This is a genomic window from Corynebacterium sp. HMSC074C04, assembly GCF_001838295.1.
GTDB classification, from domain to species: domain Bacteria; phylum Actinomycetota; class Actinomycetes; order Mycobacteriales; family Mycobacteriaceae; genus Corynebacterium; species Corynebacterium amycolatum.
On sequence record NZ_KV836272.1, the window covers coordinates 1,002,664 to 1,029,572 of the forward strand.

Genomic DNA, 26,909 nt, shown 5'->3' on the forward strand with positions numbered 1-26,909 from the left:
CCCCCCCCTCGTGGGGCTCTTCATTTTGCCTACTGCCGCTGTTAATTTGCCATGCCACCTCCGACCCCCGCGGTCGGGCGTGTCGCCCGTTTTCTCCGTGAGGCACGATTGGGAAGAAACTTCCCTACGTGGTCATGCTCGCCTTACCATAGGCGCTAAGTCCAATTTCGTACTGGTTCCCAGCTGGGCCTGATACAACAATTGGCGCGAACGCCTTTGTTAAAGCAACCTCCGTATTAAAGCACGACCACACTGCAAATGTAAAATCGCGATTCCAAAGTGCAACGTACATCACACCCATTACGGAACAGTCTGCTTAACGACGGCTATTGCGCCGGTCCCATCCCGTCTAATGTCGGCTATGTACAGATACAAAGAATCCCGACTTCCGCTTACGCGGAGTCGGGATTCTTCTAAGACCTAGCTAAAGCATTTCCCCATTGGGGAGAAGACTTACTTAATGATCTTGGTAACGCGGCCAGCGCCGACGGTGCGGCCACCCTCGCGGATAGCGAAGCGCAGGCCCTCGTCCATTGCGACCGGCTGGATCAGCTTGACAGACATGTCAACGTTGTCGCCCGGCATGACCATCTCGACACCTTCCGGCAGGGAAACGACGCCGGTGACGTCGGTGGTGCGGAAGTAGAACTGCGGACGGTAGTTGTTGAAGAACGGGGTGTGGCGGCCGCCCTCATCCTTGGACAGGATGTAGACGGAACCCTCGAACTCGGTGTGCGGGGTGTAAGCGCCCGGCTTAGCAACGATCTGACCGCGCTCGATGTCCTCACGCTTGGTACCGCGGAGCAGCAGACCACAGTTGTCGCCAGCCTCAGCGGAATCCAGCAGCTTGCGGAACATCTCGATACCGGTAACGGTGGTCTTCTGGGACTTCTCCTTGATGCCCAGAATCTCCACCTCGTCGTTGACGTTCAGAACGCCGCGCTCAACACGACCGGTAGCAACGGTGCCGCGACCGGTAATGGTGAAGATGTCCTCAATCGGCATCAGGAACGGCTTGTCGGTCTCGCGGACCGGGTCCGGGATGTTGTCGTCACAAGCCTGCATGAGCTCGACGATGGACTCTGCCCACTTCTCGTCGCCCTCAAGAGCCTTCAGAGCGGAGATGTGAACAATCGGAGCCTCTTCGTCGTAGTCCTGCTCAGCCAGCAGCTCGCGAATCTCCATCTCGACGAGTTCGATGATCTCTTCATCGTCAACCATGTCGCACTTGTTCAGTGCAACGAGGATGTACGGAACGCCAACCTGGCGAGCCAGGAGAACGTGCTCACGGGTCTGCGGCATCGGACCGTCGGTAGCGGCGACAACCAGAATCGCGCCGTCCATCTGAGCAGCACCGGTGATCATGTTCTTGATGTAGTCGGCGTGGCCCGGAGCGTCGACGTGAGCGTAGTGACGCTTCTCGGTCTGGTACTCAACGTGCGAGACGTTGATGGTAATACCGCGCTCCCGCTCTTCCGGCGCCTTGTCAATAGCGTCGAAAGCGAACGACTGGTTCAGGTCCGGGTACTTGTCAGCCAGAACCTTGGTGATAGCGGCGGTAGTGGTGGTCTTACCGTGGTCAACGTGACCAATGGTACCGATGTTGACGTGCGGCTTCGTACGCTCGAACTTCGCCTTTGCCACTTTTAGTCCTCCTGGAGGTCTAGGTGGCCACGACTCTCGCAGCCACAATTTTGTGGTCACTCAATCCGCCTTCACAACATCAGAAGCTTTCAAGCTGTTCGCTTACGACTTCGGAACGTGCGCGCGCAAAAGAGCACTATTCTTTCACTGTGCCAGTTACTCGATACTAGGGCAGGATACTGGAGTTTTCCAAACCAGACCAACCCCCTAGTTAAGGGTGGGTAACGGCCAGCAACTCACATCGTCATTTACCTGCATAAATACTAGATATTTGAGTTGCGATCTAAAATCGCCCAACGATATGAATTGCGAGCAGCTACCCCCAAGAGCTTGCCTGTGCTAACACGAGCCAAGAGTCTGGCGACATCTCAGCACAGTCAAATCTTAAGGGAATCTACTAAAAAGCTGCAGACCCTCGCACTGCACCGTCTAAAAAGAGTGACAGCGCAGTGCGCACAGAGATGGGGTCAGCCCTGATAGAGCGCCCCACCCTGCCGATGCAATTTAAGCGCCGGTGCGCGCTGCAATGATCTCCTCGGCCACGGAGGAAGGAACCTCAGCGTAGGAGTCGAAGATCATGGTGTAGTTAGCGCGACCCTGGGTCTTGGAACGCAGGTCACCAACGTAGCCAAACATCTCGGACAGCGGAACCAGAGCCTTAACAGCCTTGACGCCCGTACGGTCCTCCATGGAGTTAACCTGACCACGACGGGAGTTGATGTCACCGATGACCTCACCCATGTACTCTTCCGGAGTAATGACCTCAACGGCCATCATCGGCTCAAGCAGGACCGGCTTAGCCTTCTGGACAGCTTCCTTCAGAGCCTGCTGACCAGCAATCTTGAAGGCCATTTCAGAGGAGTCAACCTCGTGGTAAGCACCGTCGAGCAGGGTTGCCTGGATGTTCACCAGCGGGTAGCCAGCCAGGGTACCGTACTGCATTGCGTCCTGAATACCAGCGTCGACAGATGGAATGTATTCCTTCGGAACACGGCCACCGGTCACCTCGTTGACGAACTTGTAAGTGGTGGACTCACCCTCTTCAACCTCGTCAGTAGACGGAGCGTAAGGCTCCAGAGCAATGATGACGCGGGCGAACTGACCCGAACCACCGGTCTGCTTCTTGTGGGTGTACTCGAACTTCTCGACCGGCTTGCGGATGGTCTCGCGGTAAGCAACCTGCGGGTTACCGATGTTTGCTTCGACCTTGAACTCGCGCTTCATGCGGTCAACCAGGACGTCAAGGTGGAGCTCGCCCATACCGCCGATAACGGTCTGGCCGGTTTCCTCATCCAGGCGAACGGTGAAGGTCGGGTCCTCTTCAGCAAGACGCTGAATAGCGGTACTCAGCTTCTCCTGGTCAGCCTTGGACTTCGGCTCAATAGCAACGGAGATAACCGGATCCGGGAAGGACATGGACTCCAGAACGATTGGAGCATCCTGTGCACACAGGGTGTCACCAGTGGTGGTGTCCTTCAGACCAATGAAGGCGTAGATGTTACCTGCCACTGCCTCGTCAACAGGGTTCTCCTTGTTGGCGTGCATCTGGAACAGCTTACCGACGCGCTCCTTCTTGTCCTTGGTGGAGTTCAGGACCTGCTGGCCCGGCTCCACGCGACCGGAGTAAACGCGGACGAAGGTCAGCTTACCGAAGAACGGGTGAGCAGCGATCTTGAATGCAAGAGCAGAGAACGGCTCATCCTTAGACGGCTTACGAACCATATCGACGTCCTCGTCGCCCATCTGGTGGCCGTGCACCTCACCGATGTCCAGCGGATTCGGCAGGAAGTCAATGACAGCGTCGAGCAGCGGCTCAACACCCTTGTTCTTGTAAGCGGTACCACAGTAGACCGGGTAGACCTCAGAGTTCAGAACCATCTTGCGGATGGCGCCCTTAATCTCGTCCATGGTCAGCTCTTCGCCACCGAAGTACTTTTCCATGAGCTCCTCGTCGGACTCAGCGACGGTCTCAATGAGCTTCTCACGGTACTCGTTAGCCTTGTCGACCAGGTCAGCCGGAATCTCCTCGACCTGCGCAGGAGTGCCAATCTCGACCTTGCCCGGCCACATGAGGGCCTTCATCTCCAGCAGGTCAACAACGCCGTCGAAGTCATCCTCAGCGCCAATCGGCAGCTGCATAACCAACGGCTTAGCGCCCAGGCGGTCAACGATGGTGCCAACGGTGTAGTAGAAGTCAGCGCCCAGCTTGTCCATCTTGTTGACGAAGCAAATACGTGGGACATCGTACTTCTGAGCCTGACGCCAAACCTGCTCAGACTGCGGCTCGACACCTTCCTTACCGTCGAAGACTGCGACGGCACCGTCGAGCACACGCAAGGAACGCTCGACCTCAACGGTGAAGTCGACGTGACCCGGGGTATCGATGATGTTGATCTGGTTGTCGTTCCAGAAACAGGTCACAGCAGCGGAGGTAATGGTAATACCGCGCTCCTTCTCCTGCTCCATCCAGTCGGTTGTGGACGCACCATCGTGAGTCTCGCCGACCTTGCGGTTAATACCCGTGTAGTACAGGATGCGCTCGGTCGTAGTCGTCTTACCAGCATCGATGTGCGCCATGATGCCGATGTTGCGGACCTTGTGGAGGTCCTTCTTAACGGGAAGTGCACCTTCAGCCACTTGATTCCCCACTCGTTTCAAATCGGTTTGGCGGTGAGGCTCAATTACGGGATTGCAATTGGCCGTCAAATCCGCCGTCGGTCGGGTTTGCTTTATCTATAATGCCACCGTCTTGGCGCGAAGTCGCGCCGTGACGTACACCTTTTGCGTAAATTCTACGCAAGACATCAGGTGTAAGCGCCGGGCTGGCCCTATTTGAGTGACCCTTAAAGATCCGTGGACCGCGACCGACGCGCGCCGTTGACATACCGGCAGCTGCTTTACGACGGTGACCACTCGCGGCCCCGTCGATAAGCGATTACCAGCGGTAGTGAGCGAATGCGCGGTTTGCTTCCGCCATCTTGTGAGTGTCCTCACGACGCTTGACGGATGCACCCAGGCCGTTGGATGCATCGAGGATCTCGTTAGCGAGACGCTCGGTCATGGTGTTCTCACGACGCTGACGCGAGAACATCAGCAGCCAGCGCAGCGCCAGAGTGGTGCCACGGCCCGGACGAACCTCGACCGGGACCTGGTAGGTGGCGCCACCGACACGACGGGAACGAACCTCAAGAGCCGGCTTGACGTTCTCGATTGCGCGCTTCAGAGTCAGCACCGGGTCAGTACCGGTCTTCTCTTCGCACAGCTCAAGTGCACCGTAGACGATGCGCTCTGCGGTCGACTTCTTACCGTCAATCAGAACCTTGTTGACCAGCTGCGACACCAGAGGGGAGCCGTAGACCGGGTCGTTGACGACAGGACGCTTCTGTACTGGGCCCTTACGTGGCATGGCTTACTTCTCCTTCTTTGCGCCGTAGCGGGAACGAGCCTGCTTGCGGTCCTTGACACCCTGGGTGTCGAGGGAACCACGGACGATCTTGTAGCGGACACCCGGGAGGTCCTTAACACGACCACCGCGGACGAGCACCATGGAGTGCTCCTGCAGGTTGTGGCCCTCGCCCGGGATGTAAGCGGAGACCTCGACGCCGGAGGTCAGGCGCACACGAGCGACCTTACGAAGAGCCGAGTTCGGCTTCTTCGGGGTGGTGGTGTAAACACGGGTGCAAACGCCGCGACGCTGAGGGGAACCCTTCAGAGCTGCGGTTGCAACCTTAGCCTTCTTGTCATGGCGGCCCTTACGGACCAGCTGCTGAATAGTGGGCATGAAGCCTCTTTCTTCTTTCTCTCGCCGCCTGAGATTCTCGTGCCCGATGCCGACCGCAGCGGAGTAACCACCATCCGTGTGAATGCTTCACAAGAAAAGTTATTACTCATCCAGTGGTGAGCCCATCGGTTTAACACGAGAAAAGCGGAGGGATTTTGAACGTGCGAAACCCAGTCAGCCGCTCTCGCTGGCCTACTGGGTAATGTCTCAAGTTCCCAATTCTTTTCTGGGATCGTTGTATAACAGTACGCGAGCTGGGGCTTTACTCCAAACACCCAGGTAATAGCGTAAAAATTTCAGCCACTTTGATCAGTGCGAAGGCCGACTCACAAATTATCGTCGTAAAGCACGGCGCGCCTCCCCACGCGCTCTCTTTCGTCACTGCAGTCACGCGCATGCTTTACGACGACTAGTTCTGTGGCCTTATTTATAGCCGGTTTTACGCCTCTAATTCACTTCGATGACACAGTTGCCGGCGAGCCCCACTCGCCCATCGGCTTCCACCTGAATGTTCGGAATGGTGTCGTTGGGGATGTCTGTTGGAATTTGCATCTCGGTCAGCGTGCTCGAAAGCTCAAACCCTTGGGTTTCTGCTTCTCGCTCCGGACTATTGCTATTAATGGTCAGCTTGATGTGGTCACCAGGCTGACCGTGATATGTGATCCGCGCTGTGGGCTTTTCGTGGTCGATTGCGATGACGCTTTCATCACAGGCGCCATTAGGCCCGATATTGCCCAGAATCGGCTCATCGGGCTTTCTGCTGTGCGCATTATTAGCACTCGGGGCAGGCGTTGTAGGTGCCTCCGACTGCGTATCATGACTGCCGTCATCGGCCTCACGGCCGACCTGTTGCTGGTCCTGTCCCCCACAACCAGCCAGGGCAGCCGCACATACAACTGCCGATAATGCGATTACGCCAACTTTTTCTACCTTCATATACTTTCAGGCTAGCTAGCGGACATGAGAATTATCGACGCTTAAGACAATTAGTCTTTCCACCACTGACGCTGCGGGACATCACCACGGGAGCCGTCCGGGAACACCTTTACACCCAGAACCTGGTGCAGCTGGATCTGGTTACATGCGAAGTTGTACTCGGAACCAGCCATGTACATGCCCCACAGCTTTGCGGTCTGCTCACCAACCAGCTCGACGGCCTTGTCCCAATCCTTGTCCAGTCGTTCACACCAGTCATAGAGAGTGTGCTCGTAGTCGAAACGCAGGTTCTGCTGATCGAGCATCTCAAAGCCCTGATCCTGCATTGCTCGCATGATAGTTCCGACACCGGTGAGCTCACCGTCTGGGAAGATGTAACGGTCGATGAAGGTGCCCTTGCGGGTGCGGTGGTTATCCCAGTAGGTGATGCAGTGGTTCAGCATCAAACCGCCTTCTTTCAACTTGCCATAGAGGAAGCCGAAGAAGCTCGGGTAGTTCTCCACACCGATGTGCTCCAAAAGACCGATTGCGGAGATGGCATCGAAGCCTTCTTCAGGAACATCGCGGTAGTCCTGGAAGCGCACCTCAGCAAGATCTTCCAGGCCCTCTTCCTTAATCTTGGCCTGTGCGTACTCTGCCTGCTGCTTCGACAGAGTCACGCCGATGGCCTTAACGCCGCGCCTTGCCGCATAGAGAACCATGCCGCCCCAACCACAGCCAACGTCGAGAAGCCTATCGCCTTCCTTCAGGCGCAACTTATCGAATACCAGGCGGTACTTGTTTTCCTGTGCTTCTTCGAGCGTGGAGTTCTCATTCGGGTAGTAGGCGCAGGTGTACGTCATCGATGGGCCCAGGATGATCTCGTAGAATTCATTACTGACGTCGTAATGCGACGAAATCGAGTCTGCGTCGCGTTCCTTAGAGTGACGTGCTAGACCGTTTTGCAGGCGCTTCTTCCACCATGCAGTACGTTCAATCTCGGGCACAACAGGAACATATGGCAGCCCCATCGAACGCAGGGAGCGAACAATCTTCGCCAAAGTTGCTGCAGGTGGCATCACGAATTGTTCGTGCAATTTCATCAGAGCGTCGAACGCTTCAATTGGGTGTCCGAGACGGACGCGAGTCAGCTCGATCTCACCGGTGACGAATGCGCGACCGAATCCGACATCATCACGCAGATGAGTAACGATGTAGTTCAGCGCATCGAGCGAGCGGACGTTCAAGCCTACTTTTGCATCGTCGGGGCCAGCGACTGAACCATCAAAAGCCGTCAGGCGAATTGGCAGAGGCTTCTCCGAGGTATCGATGAAGGCCTCGAAAATCTCTGCAACGTTCATTGGAGTAAATGCCATGGTGAATCCTTGCTATTAACTGGCTATTTCGAAGAATTGGAGAAAAGCCGCTTGAAGTGGTTGGGCTTCTAGTTAGGCACCAGTGACGGTCTTGTCATACAGCCGCGGGAACCGGGAATCAGGGTCGTAGATTGCTTTGAGCTCATCGGGTAGGTTGCCACCGTAGAGTGCTCCGAATTGTTCTGGTGAGTAGAACGCCTCGGAATACAGTGACTTGTGACCGCCCAAATCGCTGACCTTGGCCTCAATAACGCGGTTGAACGCGCCGAGGCGAGTATCTCCTGGGACATGGTTGTTCGGCACTGCAGACCAGAACCCGACATTGATCCAGGTGGTCTCGGGATCTAGCGGATACAGTGGCCAAGCACTGCTGCTGCCAGCGAGCTTGTCGCCAGTACCAATTAGCTCGCTGGAGCCATCACGAAGGTGAATCGGGCATAGCCACACAGGCTGGATATCGCAGGCTTGGAAAAACCAATCCAGGTATTCAGCCAAGTGGTCAACAGTGACCTCGATATCTTGGACGACGCGCTCATTGGCCGGCAGGCCTTTTCGTGCTTTCATTTCGCGTCAATGTCGTACTTGCGATCGAGGCCGACGAACTTCCAATACACCGAGGATCGTTTGAGCTCGCGCGGCCACATTGCACGAACTGCGGGATTTTGGGTACCGAAGGCTCTAGAGCACCAGAACCAGTCAATATCCCAGCGCCAGATGTAATCGCGAATCTTCAGGCGATCTCGAGTAACGCCGGAGGGGTGCTGCAGGGACCTGTAGTAGATCTTGTCTCGGGAGTAGTCCGAGACGGGACCTTCCTCATCAGTTTTGCGTCCCAGCACCAGGTAAATCTCATTCGGCGAGAAAGCGACACCGTCAAGGAAGTGAACAGGCTCGCCTTGGAACTCCTTTTCCACGGAAATCTTTGCCAGATCCTCTGCCGCTTCCGTCGTGGAGTTGTACCGAACGTGTCGCAGCTCGACGTATGGAAGTGCTTCTTCGAGCTCGATTTTTAACCGTACGGTGTAGCCGAGGGAACCATAGGAGTTTGGAAAGCCACGGAAAAGATCGACATTTTCCGTGCGCGAGCAGGTCACAATTTCGCCGGTACCGACTAGGACATCCATCTCGATGACGGACTCATGTGGCAGGCCGTTACGGAAACTCGTTGGCTCCACGCCAATACCGGTCACAGCTCCACCGAGCGTAATTGTCTTTAGCTCTGGCACAACCAAAGGCATCAGACCGTAGGGCAAAGTGGCATCTACCAGGTCTTCGTAGGTACACATTCCCTGCACGTCGGCAGTCTTTTCAACTGGATCGACGGCGATTACTCCGCCGAGACCGCTGACATCTAGACCTGGTACGAGAGTTTTACTACGCCCGCGAAAAAGGTTTGATGTGCGCTTCGCCAACCTGACCCGCTGGTCAGCAGGAATAGCTTGAAAGCTATCAACTAGCTTCCGCACGCCTTCTTCATGCGCATGCCAGCCCACAGGCTCAATGCGCACTGAATCAATTCCTCGCCCCGGCGCCATTTGCGCCACCGTAGAAGTAATTTTTCCGATTAGTCGTGGCAACGTGCCGACATCAGAATTTGGTCGATGAGCCATGGTGAATACCGCAACGGCATTTCACAGGTATTTTCTACGCGAATTCGCCCTAATTTTGTCTTTTTGGAAAAACTAAGGGCCTCTGCTGGGCTACCAATATCGAAAAATACCCGGATTGAACAGGTAAATTACGTCTACATATATAACTTGATTTAGGACGACTTAACTAGGCGTTCTTGTACCCTGCAAATGGGGTGGCAAGAAGTACGCCTCGCCATACTCAGCGCTCACCGTTCGTCGCTCACCGTTCGTCATGTTCACTGCCAGCGAAGGCAACTGCATTGCTAGTACCAGCGAGCTGACGTATAGGTGGGGCATGGCTAAAAAAGTTATTGTTATCGGCGGCCACGGCAAGGTGGCCCAAATCGCTACTCCCCTACTCATCAATGAAGGCTACGAAGTAACCTCAGTTATTCGTAACCCTGATCAGGTCTCGGACATTGAAGCGCTCGGTGCCACCCCAGCTGTCTATGACATCACCGAGCTCTCGACCGAGAAGTTCGCTGACCTGCTACGCGGCAATGATGCCGTCGTTTGGTCCGCTGGCGCAGGCGGCGGTTCATCAGAGCGCACCTACGCAATCGACCGCGATGCCGCAATCACCTCGATGGCAGCTGCCAAGGCCGCCGGAGTTAACCGCTACGTAATGGTGTCCTACTTTGGTGCCGGCCCGAACCACGGAGTTCCTGAGGATAATTCCTTCTTTGCCTACGCCGAGGCCAAGGCCGCCGCGGATACAGCTTTGCGCGAATCTGACTTGGACTGGACAATCCTGGGACCGAGCACGCTGACCTTCGACGAAGGCCAGGATTCCATTGACACCGATGCCACAAAGGCCACAAAGGTTGCCCGTGCAACGGTTGCCAATGTCATCGCGCAGACCGTATTCAACGATCAAACGATTGGTCGCACCATTAACTTCAATGAGGGCGATACCCCCATCTCAGAGGCGCTAAAGGCCTAGCGCCTCCTCTCAGGACGTTCGCACTGATGCGCTACGCCCCCGCCGCGATTGAGCCGGCATAACATGTCGGCCGTCGCGGTCCATTGTCAGTGCGAGCGAGGATATGTACTGCTCCGCGCCATCGTCGCCACGCTCCGCCGAAAGGATTACATCAGGTCGTTCGACCTGTTCACCGGTGATGACACAGGTGAAAGACTCATTGGATGGGTTCCCGTGCTCGTCGAAAAGCGGTGCGGCGATGCCGTCGTCAAAGCGACGTCGGTAGTAGCGCCCCTTAGTCAGAATTGCCATCGTCGGCGTGACGACGAAGGCGATTGCTGCGGCGACGAGTGCGGAGTACGGCACCAAGCTCTCGCCGAAAGCGCCGAAGTACATGGCGATTGAGATTGTCGCGGAAGCAACGAGCGAGGTAATGCCGACGGGGTTGAAGTCGTGAATCATTCCGCGTCGGTAGTCGGGATAAATCGGCGAGATCTTCAGGACCCACTTGTTAATTGCAATGTCCGTAGCCACTGTGAAAATCCACGCAATGGCGAGGTTTGAGTAGAACCCCAGAACCGCATTGAGCATGGAGAACATGTCGAACTCCATAAGCGCCAGTGCGATGCCGAGATTGACGAAGACGAAGACAATGCGTCCCGGATAGGACTTTGCCACTCGCGTGTAGGCGTTAGTCCACGCCAGCGAGCCAGAGTATGCATTCGTGGCGTTGATCTTGATTTGGCTCATCACCACCAAGACGACCGCCAGCGTGATTGCCAGCCACGTGGGCACCATTTCCTGGTACACCGTCATGAACTGATGCACTGGCTCAACGGCTTCGGTCATGCCGCCGCCGACCACCGAAATCATGTAGACCGCGAGAAACACACCGATAATCTGCTTAGCTGCACCGAAGATAACCCATCCCGGCCCAGCCATGATGACCGAGGCCCACCACGACGTGGCGTTGTCCTTTGTCTTCGGCGGCATGAAACGGATGTAGTCAATGTTCTCGGCAATCTGCGCCACCAGCGCCAAACACACACCGGCAGAAGCCATCATTGCCGCCAGGCTAGGACCTTCTCCCTGCCCCTGATAATGCAAGAAAGCGTCCACGGAGTCAGGGTGCCTGACGACGAGATACACCATCGGTAGCACCATCATGACTAGCCAGAGTGGGTTGGTCCACGTCTGCATCTTCTGTAGCGTCTTCATTCCGAAAACCACTACGGGGATGATGATGAGCACGCTCACCAGGTATCCCAGCCAAAGTGGTATCCCGAGCCCGAGCTTTAGGCCCTGGGCCATAATTGCGCCTTCGGTGGCGAAGAAGATGAATGTAAAAGTCGCGAAAATGACGTTGGTGATTACGGAGCCGTAGTAGCCAAAGCCGGAACCGCGTGTGATGAGGTCGAGGTCGAGATTGAACTTTGCGGCGTAGATTGCCAGCGGCGCGCTGGAGAGAAAAATCAAGACTGCGGCGATGAGAATGCCAACCACAGCGTTTGTTGTTCCGTGAGCAATGCCGATTCCAGCACCGATGGAGAAGTCAGCCAAGTAGGCCATTCCTCCCAGTGCCGAGCTGGCAACTGCTACTGGTGTCCACGTTCGGTAGTGTCGTGGCGCGAATCGGAGCGGATAGTCGTCACCCAACTTCGATGACGACCCAGTATTTCCCGCCCTCCGCTTTCCCTGCTTAGCGTCGGCCATTGTGGTCGTCATGAGATACCCCTGATGTCAGTTCACGACAGCTACTTCCTTCAGCTACCCCACACCAGCCGCCCAACTATAGGCCGGTCATCAGCTGTAATGCTGCCCAGCAAATTGCTGCCTCAGCGCCGAAAACCCATACGGCTGGCTTAGGCATAGCCTGCAAGTAACCAGTCATGATTCGGTAGTGCAGCAATTATTTGCTGTGAAATCAGATATAGTACGAACTGGCGTTGAGTCTCAATGAGCACACATTTTGAGCAGTTAGGCAGGTAACACATGCGCCTCACCCCGCGCGAGCAAGATAAACTCATGCTCTTTCTTGCAGCTCGTGTCGCCGAGCGACGAAAGAACCGCGGTCTAAAACTCAACCGGCCCGAAGCAGTAGCACTGATTAGCGATGCCGTCGTCGAAGCCGCCAGAGATGGTGTGACCGTGTCCGAAGCCATGACCATTGGCACCGAGGTACTCGGACCTGACGATGTCCTCGATGGTGTCCGCGAGGCAATCATGCTGGTACAGGTCGAGGCCACCTTCACCGATGGCACAAAGCTCGTATCCGTCCATGACCCAATTGGCGGCAAATAGATGGCAGCCCAGACCCCACGTATCCTCATCGCTCACTGCGGAGTCGATGCCAGCCCAGAGTTCATCACCACCGCAGTAGAGGGCCTCGACACTTTTGATCAGACCATCGTGACCTCCACAGGCACCGAGCTGCGCAGCACACTGGCGGATTTGGGCCGCGAGGACACCGAGAATCTCCATATCGTCGTTATGCCCATGACAAGTGGCCGCAATCTGCCACTCATCGCCGACACGGCCAAGACTTGTCAGTGGTTCAAGCGCAATCACTCGAATGTGCGCATTGCACTCGCGGCACCGCCGCTGGGTGCCACCACCACGCTGGCGTTTCTACGCGCAACGCTCCGGCGCGAGACCTCGGCCGACGATATCGCGGTCATATGTTCCGCTGCCATCGATCCGTTCGCGGACGCGGAGCTGTTCCGTATCGCTCGTCTGGCGTGGACGCACAGTTCTGGCGCCGATGTAGTGGTCGCGTTCGACGATGTCTACCCATCCGTCTCGCAGACGCTGGCACCGTATAAAGCCACGCTTGACGACGAGTCCTTGCGCCCAACCCGTCGGAGCACAGTAATCCGCGCTGATTTGCAGACAGCCGAGAATCAAAAACCACTCATCACCAGTACTGCACTGGCGACGGCCATCTCCCAGTCTGCTAAAACCGCTCTGCATCTTTTGCAGTCGCATGATGATGACGGCATTGAGGCAGCATTACTTGCCGATCATGAGCACGGTTATGCCCATAGTCACGGCGAGGAGGATGGCGGCCATGGACACAGTCACGGCCACGTGCATGGCCACGGTCATCATCACCACGGCCACGTGCATGGGCACAGTCACGGTCATGGTCACAACCATCATCACCACCATCACAGCGCAGATGTCCACACTGAGTTTGACCTAGGAAATATCGATGCAGATGCAACCGAGTAACAACACAGATTGTCGACAAATAGTTCTGAATAAAGGCCGCCGCGCTCTGCGACTAAAGGTGGCCAATACCGGCGACCGCGCAATCCAGGTCGGTTCTCACTATCACTTCTTCGAAGCCAATGCGGCCCTTTGCTTTGATCGCTATCAGGCCTGGGGAATGCACCTAAATATCCCCGCCGGCCTGGCAGTGCGCTTTGAACCCGGCGATACCAAGACGGTCACACTGGTCGACTTCGGTGGAGACCGCATTATCCACGGCTTCGCGGGGATGACTGAGGGCCCGCTGGATGATGAAGCCACTCGGGAAGCTGCCTTTCAGCGAATTGCCGACTACGGTTTTGCGCACGAGCCTGCAGAACCGATGCCAGTTGCCGCGGATGAGGAAACGACGATCAGCTCGTCGAGATACGCGGAGCTCTACGGCCCCACAACCGGCGATGTAGTACCGCTGGCGGATACCAATCTGGTCATTCGAATCGAGAAGGACTACACGGCCAACTTCCCCGGCGACGAGTCCATCTATGGCGGCGGTAAGTCCATCCGTGACGGCATGGCCCAAGATCCGCAGGCAACTCGCGCACAAGGCACGCCCGATACGGTTATTACGAGCGCGATTATTGTTGATGCTCTCCTGGGCGTCGTCAAGGCAGACGTGGGTCTGCGAGATGGCAAGATTGTCGCAATTGGTAAGTCGGGCAACCCGCATACGCAGGACGGAGTTCACCCCGACCTGGTCATTGGTGCTGGTACCGAGGTTATTGCCGGTGAGCATCGACTGCTGACGGCCGGTGGCATCGATACGCACATCCACTACCTGGCACCGCAGCAGGCCGAAGAGGGTCTCTCCAACGGCATTACGACGTTCTTCGGTGGCGGTACCGGGCCTGCGGAGGGGTCAAAGGGCACGACGTGTACGCCTGGTCAATTCCATATTCACACCATGCTGCGCGCGGCAGAGGGTCTGCCGGTCAATGCTGGTTTCCTGGGCAAGGGTTCGGGCAGTCAGCCGGACGCGCTGGTTGAACAGCTACTCGCTGGCGCTGCCGGGCTCAAGATTCACGAGGACTGGGGCGCGACACCTGCGACTATTCACAATGCGCTGGACATCTGCGATAAGTACGACGTTCAGCTGGCCATCCACACGGATACGCTCAACGAGTCAGGTTTCTTCGAGGACACGCGCAAAGCCATTGGTGACCAGACCATCCACACCTTCCACTCTGAAGGCGCCGGTGGCGGTCACGCCCCGGACATTTTGAAGGTCACGGCGATTCCGAATGTTCTGCCGGCTTCGACGAACCCGACGCTGCCCTACTCCATCAACAGCGCCGAAGAACTGCTGGATATGGTGATGGTCTGTCATCACCTTTCCCACTCGGTGCCGGAAGATGTCGCTTTTGCCGATTCGCGTGTTCGACCTGAGACCATCGCAGCTGAAACCGTGCTCCATGACATGGGCATCATTTCCATTTTCTCCTCCGATTCGCAGGCGATGGGACGAGTCGGCGAGTCCTTCACGCGCGCATTCCAGACTGCTCATCACTGCCGCGCCCAGCTCGGCCCACTTCCCGGTGCTGATGAAACCAATGGCGATGACAATGAACGCGTCCTGCGCTACTTGGCGAAGCTGACCATCAATCCCGCCATTTCCGCTGGAATTGATGACTATCTGGGTTCGGTGGAAGTCGGCAAGATTGCGGATTTGGTGCTGTGGCCAATCGATTCCTTTGCCGCAAAACCGGATGTGGTTCTGCGCTCCGGGGTAATCTGCTGGTCACAAATGGGCGATCCCAATGCATCCATCCCGACTCCTGAACCCTGCTATTTCCGCAATATGTTCGGCAATTACGGTTCCGCTCTCACGGCTACTCGCATTACCTTCATGTCCCAGGCCGCAATTGATGCCGGTGTGCCGGAAGAGCTCGGTTTGCAAAGCCGTGTTCTGCCGGTAAAGGACTGCCGCGGAATTGGCAAGGCAAACATGGTGCGAAACAACACTCTGGCCAAGATTGACGTCGATCCGGAAACCTATGTGGTCACCGTCGATGGCGAGCCCGTCAGCATCGAGCCTGCCCAGGAGCTTCCGCTAACGCGCCTGCACTATCTCTTCTAGGCTCTGGTGATGAGCTTGACTTCGTCGTTTTACCAGGCCTTGCAGTGGTCTGACACCGCATTCCCCTCCGGTCGCTATACGCTGTCGCATGGTCTCGAGGGGCTGGTCGCCGAGGGGATCGTCGGCAAGCGTGACGAGGCAGCACTTGCCACCGTCGCCGAGGACATGTTGCGTTATTCCTTCGCGCCGGTCGATCTGGCTGCGCATTTTCGCACGTGGGAGCAGGATTCGGTCGCTGGGATAATGCGAATCGACGCGATGGTGCATGCGGCACGACCGACGTTTTCGCAGCGGAGGGGCAGCGTGCGCGTCGGCAAGCAGATGCTGTTTATGGCGCGTGAGTTAGGGCTTGACGACGATACCCTGCGCGCGTATTCGAAAGCGGTGAGCAGCCCGGATGCGTCCAGCCGCTTGGCGTATGGGCACAGCCCGGTGGTGATGGCGTTGATTCATCGGTCCGCTGGACTGGATTCCGATGAGGCGGCGCAGGCCGAGGCCTTTGGTTTCGTCTCTGCTGTGGCATCAGCGGCGGTGCGATTGCAGGTGGCTGATTTTGTCGGTGCGCAGCGTCTGATTCGACAGCTGGCTCCAGTGGTCACGGAGGTTGTTGAGACTTCGCGGACGATTGGCACCGACGATATTGGTGCCTGTACGCCGCTGTTAGATATTGCCTCTGCGCGCCACGAGACTGCGGCGGCCCGATTGTTTATTACCTAAAGCTCGGCTTTTGGCCTCTGACAAGCAACTAGCAAGTTAACTATTAAGAAGGAATTTTTGACAATGGTTTTTCACGTTGGCATTGGTGGACCAGTCGGCTCCGGCAAGACGGCCTTGATTGAAACGCTCGTACCTGAGCTGATTTCCCGTGGTTTCACACCGGGCATCATTACCAATGACATCTACACCCAAGAGGATGCTCATCACATCCGGCAGGCGCTGGACGGCGTGGTCGACTCCTCGCGCATTATCGGTGTGGAGACAGGCTCGTGCCCACACACTGCGGTGCGCGATGATCCCACTATGAACCTCATGGCCAGCGCCGAGTTGCTGGAGGAGCACCCAGATATCGACATTGTTTTCTACGAATCCGGTGGCGATAACCTCACGCTGACTTTCTCACCTGCACTGGCGGACCTATTTGTCTTTGTGCTCGATACCGCCGAGGGGCAGAAGATGCCGAAGAAGCGTGGCCCTGGCATCACGGACTCCGATGTTCTTGTCATTAACAAGATTGACATCGCGCCCTATGTCCGCTGCGATGTGGACCAGATGCACACTGATGCGCTTGCCGTGCGCTCTGACAAGCCGGTCATGCTGACCAATTGTCTAGACGGCTCCGGCATTGCGGAGTTCGCCGATCTCATTGAGGCTGCGGCGAAGTCTGCGTCGGTTGATTCCTCCTCTGACCAGGCATAACCATGCTACGACCTGGCAAGGACGGCTTACTCGACCTGGAGATTCTGCCTGCTGGCCCCGGTACCCGGCGTGTTCGTGCACCGCTGTCTCTGGGGCGCATTCTCCATTCCGACCCGTCCTTCCCCGATGCCCACGTGGTCTATATTCGTGCCACCGGCGGCGGTCTCGCCCAGGGCGACCATGTTCGCCAGCGGATACAGGTTCGAAGTGGCGCACATGCGATTGTCACCTCTCAGGCGGCTACTCGAGTGCACTCAATGACCAGCGGCTACGCCGAACAGCTGACTGAATTCACGGTTGAGCCGGATGCCGTCCTCGAATACCTGCCGGACCCGGCAATTCCTTCGCGTGATTGCCACTTCCGCCAGCACACAAAGGTGACTGTCTCCCCCGGTGCTACTGCAATTGTCGGCGACTGCTTTACCGCTGGTCGCGTCGCTCACGGAGAGCTCCACGATGCCGCCGAGATTGATCTGCGTGCAGAGTTACACGCGCACGACAGTGTTCCCGCATTTATCGAAAAGGCTCACTATCTCGGCAAACGCGACCTCTCCTCGCCCATCGCGCATGGCAACTACCGCGCCTGGGCAAACCTCTGGGTCATATGTTCGCCACCGCTTGTCGACGATGTCCTTACCTCTTGGCAGGACTATCCACACAGCGACACTGCCCCGCTTATCGGCGCGTCTTCACTTCCCGATGGCCTTGGCATCTGGGCCAGGTTCATGGGCAATTCAATCGAGCATGTAACAGACGCTCAACATGATTACTGGAATCTAGCGCGGCGCATAGTCCTTAATGCACCGGCGTTTTCGCTGCGCAAGATGTAGCACGTCGCGAGTGCCGCGGTAGTCATCTGCTTTCCCGCCCCCACCGCGGCCCCGGGGTGCGTGCTGTGTCTAATCAGGCAGCCTGCTTAGACACCCGCATCAACACTGCAGGCACGCTTGGGCTGATTGGCACCCACCTGCTCGACGAATGCCGCAATCAACGCACGCCCATTGGCTTCCACCTGCTTATCGACGGCTCGGAGCTTGGCCACAATCGCCTCCGAATCCGTGCCATTGGTCTTTGACCATTCCTCCACTAACTCTGGGGTGGCCTCTGGGTGGAACTGCACACCGACGATGCTGCCAAGCCGGAAGGCTTGGACGGGGCATGGCTCACCAGTGGCCAGTAACGTCGCCTGCGGTGGGAGTACATCGACTGCGTCAAAGTGGGACTCTGCCACCTCGAAGGTTGTAGGTAGCGCACCGAGAAGTGGATCGCACGCACCTTCCGAGGTCAACGTGACCTCCGCTGCGCCTTCTTGACCTTGACCAGGTGCTGCCACTGTCACCGTACCGCCAAAGCAATTGGCAATGATTTGGTGTCCGAGGCAGATACCGATAACGGGAATGTGGGTGGTAAGAGCGTCGTCAAGCAGTGTGCGTAGTGCGGGCAGCCACGGTGCCTTTTCTTCATTGAGGGCGTCCATTGCGCCGCCCAGAATGATAATGCCCTCGCCGCAGTCAGTGATTGCCGGAACTGGTTCGCGACATAAGCGGACGGTGGTGTACGTTGCTCCGATTTCTTCGAGCCATGGTGCGATTCGGCCGATGGGGACTGTCGGATCGGGTTGGATGATGGTGATTTCAGTCATGGCGGGCACCTCTCATGCGCGCTGCTATGTCTACCGTACGAACGTACTGTTTATTGTAGCCACAAATTACGCATTTCAATAGCAAATTACTTAAGTAAATAGCAAAAAATCCCCCAACACCTTTTGGCTAGCTGTTTAAAAACAACTGACCAACTGTGGTGTCGGGGGAATTTTTGGGTTGCCGCCTAATGTCGGGCTCGGTTAACCGCGTATTGCTAACCAGTAAGCCCTGTTAGGAGCGTGGCTCTGCTCAGCGGTGAACTGGGGGATCTCAAAGGATTGCCACCCCCAGCCGCGGCCGCAAAGCTATTGATTTTTACTCGAAGGTTCCGATGTCATCCAGCGGAACTGCGGAACCAACCTGGTCGATGCCGTAGGTGTCCTCGGCACCGTAGAAGCCCTCACCGAAGGAGGCAAATGGTGCGGCTGCCTGGCGGGCAGCTTCCTCAGTCGGCTCAACAGTGATGTTGCGGTAGCGCGAGATACCCGTACCAGCCGGGATTAGCTTACCGATGATCACGTTCTCCTTCAGGCCGATGAGCTTATCCGAGCGCTTGTTGATAGCGGCGTCGGTAAGCACGCGCGTCGTCTCCTGGAAGGAGGCCGCGGACAGCCAGGACTCGGTGGCCAGCGATGCCTTGGTAATACCCATCAGCACGCGACGGCCCTCGATGACGCTGCCGCCGGAGGCAACAATCTCGCGGTTCTTAGCCATGACCGTGGAGCGCTCGACCAATGCGCCTGGCAGCAGGTCGGAGTCACCCGGCTTGGACACAATCACGCGGCGCAGCATCTGGCTGACAATAACCTCGATGTGCTTGTCGTGAATGGCCACACCCTGGTCACGGTAGACCGACTGGACTTCCTCAATGAGGTGACGCTGGACACCGCGGCGCCCCAGGACCTCGAGGACCTCGTGCGGATCGGCAGCGCCCTTGAGCAGCTGCTGCCCCTTAACCACATGGTCACCATCGCGGATGGCGCGACGACGGCCATCGACGGTGATTTCAGCCAGACCCTGACGCTTGGACAGCTTGTCGTAGACGACCTCGTCCTCGCTGTTGGCATCCGGGATGAGGGTGAGCGTGTAGAAGTGCTCGTCCTCCTCCAGGCGCACGCGACCGTTTTCGCGAACCAGTGGAGCCTTGTTCTTCGGCACTCGGGCCTCGAACAGCTCCTGGACACGCGGCAGACCACCGGTAATGTCGCCACCGACACCACCCTGGTGGAACGTACGCATGGTCAGCTGGGTACCCGGCTCACCAATGGACTGCGCAGCGACAATACCGACAGCCTCTCCGATGTCGACCAGCTTGCCGGTTGCCATCGAACGACCGTAGCACTTGGCACAGACACCGGTTGCGGTGGAACAGGTCAGAACCGAGCGGACCTTGACTTCCTTGACACCGTGGCTGAGAGCCAGGGTGATGTGGTCGTCGTTCAGGTCGGTGTCAGCCTCGATAAGGACATTGCCCTCAGCGTCGGTGACATCTGCTGCCAGTACGCGAGCAATCGCGGCGGTCTCGACGTACTTCGCACGACGGATCTCGCCGGTCGGGTTGCCGGTTGCGTCCAGAACATCCTCGCCAATCTCGACAACGACACCGTCGTGGGTGCCACAGTCCTCTTCGCGAACGATGACGTCCTGTGCAACGTCGACCAGACGACGGGTCAGGTAACCCGAGTCAGCGGTACGAAGCGCGGTATCGGCCAGACCCTTACGGGAACCGTGCGAGTTGTTGAAGTACTCGAGAACCGACAGGCCTTCGCGGAAGGAGGTCTTAATCGGGCGGGTGATGTATTCACCACGCGGGTTCGTAACCATGCCCTTCATGCCGGCCAGCGAGTGAATCTGGCCCATGTTACCGGCAGCACCCGACTTCACGATCATCGGAATCGGGTTGTCATCCGGGTACAGAGCCTCGACCTTTTCACCGACCTCAGCCGTCGCAGCCTTCCACAGGTTAACCAGCGACTCGTGACGCTCAGCGGCCGAGAGCTTACCGCGGCGGAACTTCTTCTCCACCGTGGCGGCCTTCTCTTCGTAGCCGTTCAGGATCTCACGCTTGTTCGGGAGAACCAGCACGTCAGACATAGCAATGGTGACACCAGAACGGGTAGCCCAGTAGAAACCAGCATCCTTGAGCTTGTCGACGGTCTGAGCGACCGTAATCATCGGGTACTTGGCAGCCAAGTCGTTGATGATCGCAGCCTGCGGCTTCTTAGCCATAACGCCTTCGACGTATGGGTAGTTCCACGGCAGCAGGTCGTTGAACATAACGCGGCCCAGCGTGGTGGAAGCCAGCCAGGTATCGCCCTTGTTCCAACCATCTGGAAACTGCTCGGACTCAATCTCGGCCGGCGGACGCAGGTGGCTGATGCGAACCTTAATTGGGCTCTGCAGGCCAATTGCACCGCGGTCGTAAGCCATGATGGCCTCGGCCGGGCTGGTGTAAATACCCTGCTCCGGTGCGTCCTCGGTGGCATCCTGGTGTCCACCCGGCAGCTCCGGCTTCTCCAGTGTCAGGAAGTACAGGCCAGTGACCATATCCAGACGCGGCATAGCCAGCGGCTTACCGGAAGCCGGCGACAGAATGTTGTTCGAGGACAGCATCAGGACGCGAGCCTCGGCCTGTGCTTCAGCGGACAGCGGCAGGTGAACTGCCATCTGGTCACCGTCGAAGTCGGCGTTGAAAGCCTCACATGCCAGTGGGTGCAGCTGAATTGCCTTACCCTCAACCAGGACCGGCTCGAACGCCTGAATACCCAGGCGGTGCAGCGTAGGTGCACGGTTCAGCAGGACCGGGTGTCCGGTAATGACATCTTCGAGGACGTCCCACACCTCTGGGCGCTGACGCTCAACCATGCGCTTCGCGCTCTTGATGTTCTGCGCGTAGCTCTTGGCCACGAGCTCCTTCATAACGAACGGCTTGAACAGCTCAAGAGCCATCAGCTTCGGCAGACCACACTGGTGCAGCTTCAGCTGCGGGCCGACGATAATAACCGAACGGCCGGAGTAGTCAACACGCTTACCCAGCAGGTTCTGACGGAAACGACCCTGCTTGCCCTTGAGCAGGTCGCTCAGGGACTTCAGCGGGCGGTTACCCGGACCAGTGACCGGGCGGCCACGACGTCCGTTGTCAAACAGTGCGTCAACGGATTCCTGAAGCATGCGCTTCTCGTTGTTGACGATGATTTCCGGAGCGCCCAGGTCAATCATGCGCTTCAGGCGGTTGTTTCGGTTGATGACACGACGGTAGAGGTCGTTCAAGTCCGAGGTCGCAAAGCGGCCACCGTCGAGCTGCACCATCGGGCGCAGCTCCGGCGGAATCACCGGAATGCAGTCGAGCACCATAGCGGCCGGGTCGTTGCCGGACTGCAGGAATGCAGTGACAACCTTCAGGCGCTTGAGGGCGCGCATCTTCTTCTGTCCCTTGCCGTCGCGAATAATCTCGCGCAGCTCCTCGGCCTCCTTGGCCAGGTCGAAGTTGCGGATCAGGGTCTGAATAGCCTCAGCACCCATACCACCGGTGAAGTAATCCTCGTAGCGGTCGACGAGTTCGGTGTAAATACCCTCGTCGATAATCATCTGCTTCGGCTCGAGCTTGATGAAGGTGTTCCAAATCTCGTCGAGACGATCCAGCTCGCGCTGGGCGCGCTCACGGATGTGGCGCATCTCGCGCTCGGCTGCGGACTGAACCTTCTTACGGGCATCAGCCTTGGCACCCGCTGCCTCGAGTTCAGCCAGATCCTCTTCCAGGGTCTGGGCACGCTCGGCCAGCTCCTGGTCACGATCGTCCTCAACCAGCTTCTTGTCCACGAGCATGTCTGCTTCGAGGGTTTCCTGGTCGTTGTGGCGAGCCTCTTCATCCACGGAGGTGATGATGTTGGCAGCGAAGTAGATGATCTTTTCCAGATCCTTCGGAGCCAGGTCGAGCAGGTAGCCGAGGCGGGACGGCACACCCTTGAAGTACCAGATGTGAGTGACCGGAGCGGCCAGCTCAATGTGGCCCATGCGCTCACGGCGAACCTTCGACTTGGTCACCTCAACGCCACAGCGTTCACAGATGATGCCCTTGAAGCGAACGCGCTTGTACTTACCACAAGCACACTCCCAGTCACGGGTCGGGCCGAAGATACGCTCACAGAAAAGGCCATCCTTTTCCGGCTTCAGCGTACGGTAGTTAATCGTCTCGGGCTTCTTGACCTCACCGCGAGACCAGCGGCGGATGTCGTCGGCGGTAGCGAGCCCAATCCGGAGCTCGTCAAAGTTGTTGACGTCGAGCACCTGTTTTCCCTTTCCCTCCGCATCGAAGTAATGCGGAAACCAAATTCTCTGCGGAGGTTTTTGTACGTTGTCGTCTGTGTTGGGTTATTCGCGAGTTAGGGCTTCCCGACCCTGATACTCACGCAATGTTTCGTCGTTAAGCGAGAAACTATGCGGAGTCAGCGTCGGAACGCTCATCGCGGGACAGGTTAATGCCGAGGGAAGCGGTCGCGTGGTCGAGTTCCTCATCGTCGGAGGAGCCCAACTCAACCGGAACGCCGTCGGCCGAAAGGACCTCAACGTTCAGGCAGAGCGACTGCAGTTCCTTCAGAAGCACCTTGAACGACTCCGGAATACCCGGATCCGGAATGTTGTCGCCCTTCACGATTGCCTCGTAGACCTTGACGCGGCCAACCACGTCATCGGACTTGATGGTGAGCAGCTCCTGCAGGGTGTAGGCAGCGCCGTATGCCTGCATTGCCCACACCTCCATCTCACCGAAGCGCTGACCACCGAACTGAGCCTTACCACCCAGCGGCTGCTGGGTAATCATGGAGTACGGACCGGTGGAACGAGCGTGAATCTTCTCGTCGACCAGGTGGTGCAGCTTCAGCATGTACATGTAGCCCACCGAAACCGGGAACGGGAACTTTTCGCCAGAGCGGCCGTCGAACAGCGTGGCCTTACCGTCAGCGTTGACCAGCACCTCGCCGTCACGGTTCGGGCGGGACGACGCGAGCAGACCAGCGAGTTCCTCGTTCTCAGCACCGTCGAACACTGGGGTTGCAACCAGGGAGTCGGACGGAACGTCGTGCAGGTCGGCCGGAAGACGCTTAGCCCAATCCGGGTCGCCCTCAATGCTCCAGCCGGCCTTCGCCAGCCAGCCGAGGTGAACCTCGAGGACCTGGCCGATGTTCATACGACGCGGAACACCGTGGGTGTTCAGAATGATGTCGACCGGGGTGCCGTCCGGCAGGAACGGCATGTCCTCCTGCGGCAGGATCTTGCCGATAACGCCCTTGTTACCGTGGCGACCTGCCATCTTGTCGCCGTCCTGGATCTTGCGCTTCTGCGCAACGTACACGCGGACCATCTCGTTGACACCCGGTGCCAGGTCGTCATCGTCTTCACGGGAGAAGACACGGACGCCGATGACCTTGCCGGACTCACCGTGCGGAACACGCATGGAAGTGTCACGGACCTCGCGGGACTTCTCGCCGAAGATAGCGCGCAGCAGGCGCTCCTCCGGAGTCAGCTCAGTCTCACCCTTCGGCGTGGTCTTAGCGACCAGGATGTCACCGTCGCGAACGTCGGCACCGATGCGGACGATGCCGCGTTCATCCAGATCCTTCAGCATCTCCTCGGACGCGTTCGGGATGTCACGGGTGATTTCCTCCGGACCCAGCTTGGTGTCGCGGGCGTCGATCTCGTGCTCCTCGATGTGAATCGAGGTCAAGATGTCCTCCTCAACCATGCGCTGGTTCAGGATGATGGCGTCCTCGTAGTTGTGACCTTCCCACGGCATGAATGCCACGAGCAGGTTCTTACCAAGTGCCATCTCACCGTTGTCGGTACCCGGACCGTCAGCGATGACCTGGCCGGCCTCAACACGCTGGCCCTCGTCAACCAGTGGCTTCTGGTTGTAGCAGGTGCCCTGGTTGGTGCGCTCGAACTTGCGCAGCAGGTAGGTGTGGCGCTGGCCTTCATCGTCCATGATGGTGATGAAGTCTGCCGACACGGTCTCGACCACACCGGCGGCCGAAGCGACAATGACATCGCCCGCGTCGTAAGCAGCACGCTGCTCCATACCGGTACCGACGAACGGAGCCTCCGAACGCAGTAGCGGCACAGCCTGACGCTGCATGTTCGCACCCATCAGGGCACGGTTAGCGTCGTCGTGCTCGAGGAACGGAATCATGGCAGTAGCCACGGAGACCATCTGACGCGGGGAAACATCGAGGTAGTCGACCTCATCAGCGCGGACGGACTCGACGTCACCACCCTTCTTACGAACAGACAGGGTCTCCTGAACGAAGTGGCCGTTCTCGTCGATCGGAGTGTTGGCCTGCGCAACGACGTAGCGGTCTTCCTCATCAGCGGTGAGGTAGTCGACCTCATCGGTGATGACACCATCGCGGACGCGACGGTACGGAGTCTCAATGAAACCGAACGGGTTCACGCGTGCGTAGCAGGACAGCGAACCAATCAGGCCAATGTTCGGACCCTCTGGGGTCTCAATTGGACACATGCGGCCGTAGTGGGACGGGTGAACGTCTCGAACCTCGAGACCAGCACGGTCACGGGTCAGACCACCCGGACCCAGTGCGGACAGACGACGCTTGTGGGTCAGACCCGACAGCGAGTTGTTCTGGTCCATGAACTGGGACAGCTGGGAAGTACCGAAGAACTCACGGATAGCCGCGGAGACCGGGCGCACGTTAATCAGAGTGGTCGGCTGGATCGACTCCACGTCCTGAGTGGTCATGCGCTCACGAACCACGCGTTCCATGCGGGACAGACCCACGCGAACCTGGTTCTGAATCAGCTCGCCTACGGTACGCAGACGACGGTTACCGAAGTGGTCGATATCGTCGGTCTCAACCGGGATCTCGACCCCTTCCGGCGAGGTCATAACATTCTCGCCGTCGTGCAGGCGCACGAGGTATTCAATGGTGGTAGCGATATCCTGTTCGGTCAGGACCATCTCGCCAGAGACCTCAGTACCCAGGCCCAGCTTGCGGTTGACCTTGTAGCGACCGACCTTGGCCAGGTCGTAGCGCTTCGGCTTGAAGAAGTTGTTCTCCAGCAGAGCCAGCGCGGACTCGCGCGTCGGCGGCTCACCCGGGCGCTGCTTGCGGTAAATCTCCAGCAGAGCCTCGTCGGTGTTTGCAACACCGTCCTTCTCCAGGGTGGCCATCATGATCTCAGAGAAGCCGAAGCGCTCCTTGATTTCCTCAGTGGTCCAGCCGAAAGCCTTCAGCAGAACCGTGACCGGCTGGCGACGCTTACGGTCAATACGAACGCCGACGGTGTCCCGCTTGTCGACGTCGAACTCCAGCCACGCACCGCGCGACGGAATAATCTTCACCGAGTGCAGCGGGCGCTCGGTGGACTTGTCGATGGTCTCATCGAAGTAGACGCCCGGAGAGCGCACCAGCTGAGAAACAACGACACGCTCAGTTCCGTTGACGATGAACGTACCCTTGTCCGTCATCATCGGGAAGTCACCGATGAAGACAGTCTGGCTCTTGATCTCACCGGTCTCGCGGTTGGTGAACTCCGCGGTGACGTAGAGGGGAGCCGAGTAGTTGATGTCCTTATCCTTGGACTCATCCACGGTGTTCTTGACGGAGTCGAACCATGGGTCCGACAGCGTCAGGGACATCTTCTGGGAGTAGTCCTCGATCGGAGAGAGCTCTTCTAGAATATCTTCGAGACCGCTGGTAACCCGAGCGTCTTCTCCGAGCTCCTCCTGGCGACGAGCGCGCCACTCAGGCGTGCCAATGAGCCATGCGAAAGACTCACGCTGCAGGTCGAGCAGACCAGGAACCGCAATCGGCTCCTGAATCTTTGCAAACGAGTACCTCTTCGAAGCTCCGGGAATACCGGTTACTGCCTTGGTCTGGCGGGAGACTGCCAAGATGCGTCCTTCCAGCACCTCACGCGGTGAAGCACACCGGCAACCGGTGGTGCGCTCCGCCCGCTTGGTTTATACGCGATTCAAGTTGCAGGAATTATTTCTGTTGCGCACCGGGATACTTTGCGTCTAACCTTTGGTCACACACGAAAGTGATTCCCCCGCCGCTTGGCCCCCAAGACCAGCCTTTAAAAGGCGAGCCCCCGAGCCCTAACGGCGGCGCCGCGGCAACTCCTTTAACAGCTAGATGCACGAAAAACGGTGCTAAATAATAGCCCCGAGCCCCGAGCGCAAACTATAAAAGAGCTGGCGACAGATACACTAATTCCAGCGC

17 protein-coding genes and 1 pseudogene are annotated in these 26,909 nt (G+C 57.7%); 7 read left to right on the top strand and 11 right to left on the bottom strand.

The window, feature by feature from the left end; translation table 11 throughout:
* Positions 1-453: 453 nt before the first annotated feature.
* The 7 genes and pseudogenes from tuf to HMPREF3011_RS08875 form a co-directional block, all read right to left on the bottom strand.
* Positions 454-1,644: an elongation factor Tu gene (gene tuf, locus HMPREF3011_RS08845; RefSeq protein WP_038627641.1), complete on the bottom strand. Its 1,191-nt coding sequence runs from the start codon at positions 1,642-1,644 to the stop codon at positions 454-456.
* Positions 1,645-2,148: 504 nt separating this feature from the next.
* Positions 2,149-4,281, bottom strand: coding sequence for an elongation factor G (gene fusA, locus HMPREF3011_RS08850; RefSeq protein ID WP_038627639.1), 2,133 nt, complete (start codon positions 4,279-4,281; stop codon positions 2,149-2,151).
* A 298-nt stretch (positions 4,282-4,579) separates the two neighbouring features.
* The gene (gene rpsG, locus HMPREF3011_RS08855; protein ID WP_016422052.1) at positions 4,580-5,050 is read right to left on the bottom strand and encodes a 30S ribosomal protein S7; all 471 of its coding nucleotides are present in this window, start codon (positions 5,048-5,050) and stop codon (positions 4,580-4,582) included.
* Between the two features lie 3 nt (positions 5,051-5,053).
* A complete protein-coding gene (rpsL, locus tag HMPREF3011_RS08860; RefSeq protein ID WP_038627636.1) occupies positions 5,054-5,425 on the bottom strand; it encodes a 30S ribosomal protein S12 in 372 nt (123 codons plus the stop codon).
* 447 nt (positions 5,426-5,872) lie between these two features.
* Positions 5,873-6,361, bottom strand: coding sequence for a hypothetical protein (locus tag HMPREF3011_RS08865; RefSeq protein ID WP_038627634.1), 489 nt, complete (start codon positions 6,359-6,361; stop codon positions 5,873-5,875).
* Positions 6,362-6,411: 50 nt separating this feature from the next.
* Positions 6,412-7,716 (bottom strand): SAM-dependent methyltransferase, encoded by a 1,305-nt coding sequence (locus HMPREF3011_RS08870; protein WP_038627632.1) that lies wholly within the window; start codon positions 7,714-7,716, stop codon positions 6,412-6,414.
* A gap of 72 nt (positions 7,717-7,788) precedes the next feature.
* Positions 7,789-9,251 (bottom strand): annotated as a pseudogene (locus HMPREF3011_RS08875) (FAD-binding protein).
* 391 nt (positions 9,252-9,642) lie between these two features.
* Between HMPREF3011_RS08875 and HMPREF3011_RS08880 the strand changes: the two are divergent.
* Positions 9,643-10,290 carry an SDR family oxidoreductase gene (locus HMPREF3011_RS08880; RefSeq protein WP_038627630.1) on the top strand — a complete coding sequence of 216 codons (648 nt, stop codon included), beginning with the start codon at positions 9,643-9,645 and terminating at the stop codon, positions 10,288-10,290.
* Positions 10,291-10,299: 9 nt separating this feature from the next.
* On the opposite strand, the gene HMPREF3011_RS08885 is transcribed toward HMPREF3011_RS08880, so the two are convergent.
* Entirely contained in the window at positions 10,300-11,994 is a 1,695-nt protein-coding gene (locus HMPREF3011_RS08885; RefSeq protein ID WP_070841398.1) for a purine-cytosine permease family protein, read from the bottom strand.
* A gap of 267 nt (positions 11,995-12,261) precedes the next feature.
* On the opposite strand from HMPREF3011_RS08885, the gene HMPREF3011_RS08890 reads away from it, so the two are divergent.
* The 6 genes from HMPREF3011_RS08890 (at position 12,262) to HMPREF3011_RS08915 (ending at position 17,859) form a co-directional block, all read left to right on the top strand.
* Entirely contained in the window at positions 12,262-12,570 is a 309-nt protein-coding gene (locus HMPREF3011_RS08890; protein ID WP_038627628.1) for an urease subunit gamma, read from the top strand.
* Positions 12,571-13,500, top strand: coding sequence for a hypothetical protein (locus tag HMPREF3011_RS08895; RefSeq protein WP_049180775.1), 930 nt, complete (start codon positions 12,571-12,573; stop codon positions 13,498-13,500).
* Positions 13,487-15,613, top strand: a complete 2,127-nt coding sequence (gene ureC / locus HMPREF3011_RS08900; RefSeq protein ID WP_083327078.1) for an urease subunit alpha — start codon at positions 13,487-13,489, stop codon at positions 15,611-15,613. The genes HMPREF3011_RS08895 and ureC overlap by 14 nt, the downstream gene beginning before the upstream one ends.
* A 9-nt stretch (positions 15,614-15,622) precedes the next feature.
* Positions 15,623-16,330 carry an urease accessory protein UreF gene (locus HMPREF3011_RS08905; RefSeq protein ID WP_038627626.1) on the top strand — a complete coding sequence of 236 codons (708 nt, stop codon included), beginning with the start codon at positions 15,623-15,625 and terminating at the stop codon, positions 16,328-16,330.
* Between the two features lie 63 nt (positions 16,331-16,393).
* Complete coding sequence (gene ureG / locus HMPREF3011_RS08910) at positions 16,394-17,029, top strand: urease accessory protein UreG (protein ID WP_141737478.1); 636 nt, start codon at positions 16,394-16,396, stop codon at positions 17,027-17,029.
* 2 nt (positions 17,030-17,031) lie between these two features.
* Positions 17,032-17,859, top strand: a complete 828-nt coding sequence (locus HMPREF3011_RS08915) for an urease accessory protein UreD (RefSeq protein WP_049180773.1) — start codon at positions 17,032-17,034, stop codon at positions 17,857-17,859.
* A gap of 86 nt (positions 17,860-17,945) precedes the next feature.
* Here the strand turns inward: HMPREF3011_RS08915 and HMPREF3011_RS08920 are convergent, their stop codons facing one another.
* The 3 genes from HMPREF3011_RS08920 to HMPREF3011_RS08930 form a co-directional block, all read right to left on the bottom strand.
* Entirely contained in the window at positions 17,946-18,671 is a 726-nt protein-coding gene (locus HMPREF3011_RS08920; RefSeq protein ID WP_049180772.1) for a type 1 glutamine amidotransferase, read from the bottom strand.
* A 316-nt stretch (positions 18,672-18,987) separates the two neighbouring features.
* Positions 18,988-22,959 (bottom strand): DNA-directed RNA polymerase subunit beta', encoded by a 3,972-nt coding sequence (locus HMPREF3011_RS08925; protein ID WP_005509745.1) that lies wholly within the window; start codon positions 22,957-22,959, stop codon positions 18,988-18,990.
* A gap of 148 nt (positions 22,960-23,107) precedes the next feature.
* On the bottom strand, positions 23,108-26,596 hold the full coding sequence (locus tag HMPREF3011_RS08930; protein WP_038627624.1) for a DNA-directed RNA polymerase subunit beta: 3,489 nt from the start codon (positions 26,594-26,596) through the stop codon (positions 23,108-23,110).
* Positions 26,597-26,909 lie beyond the last annotated feature (313 nt).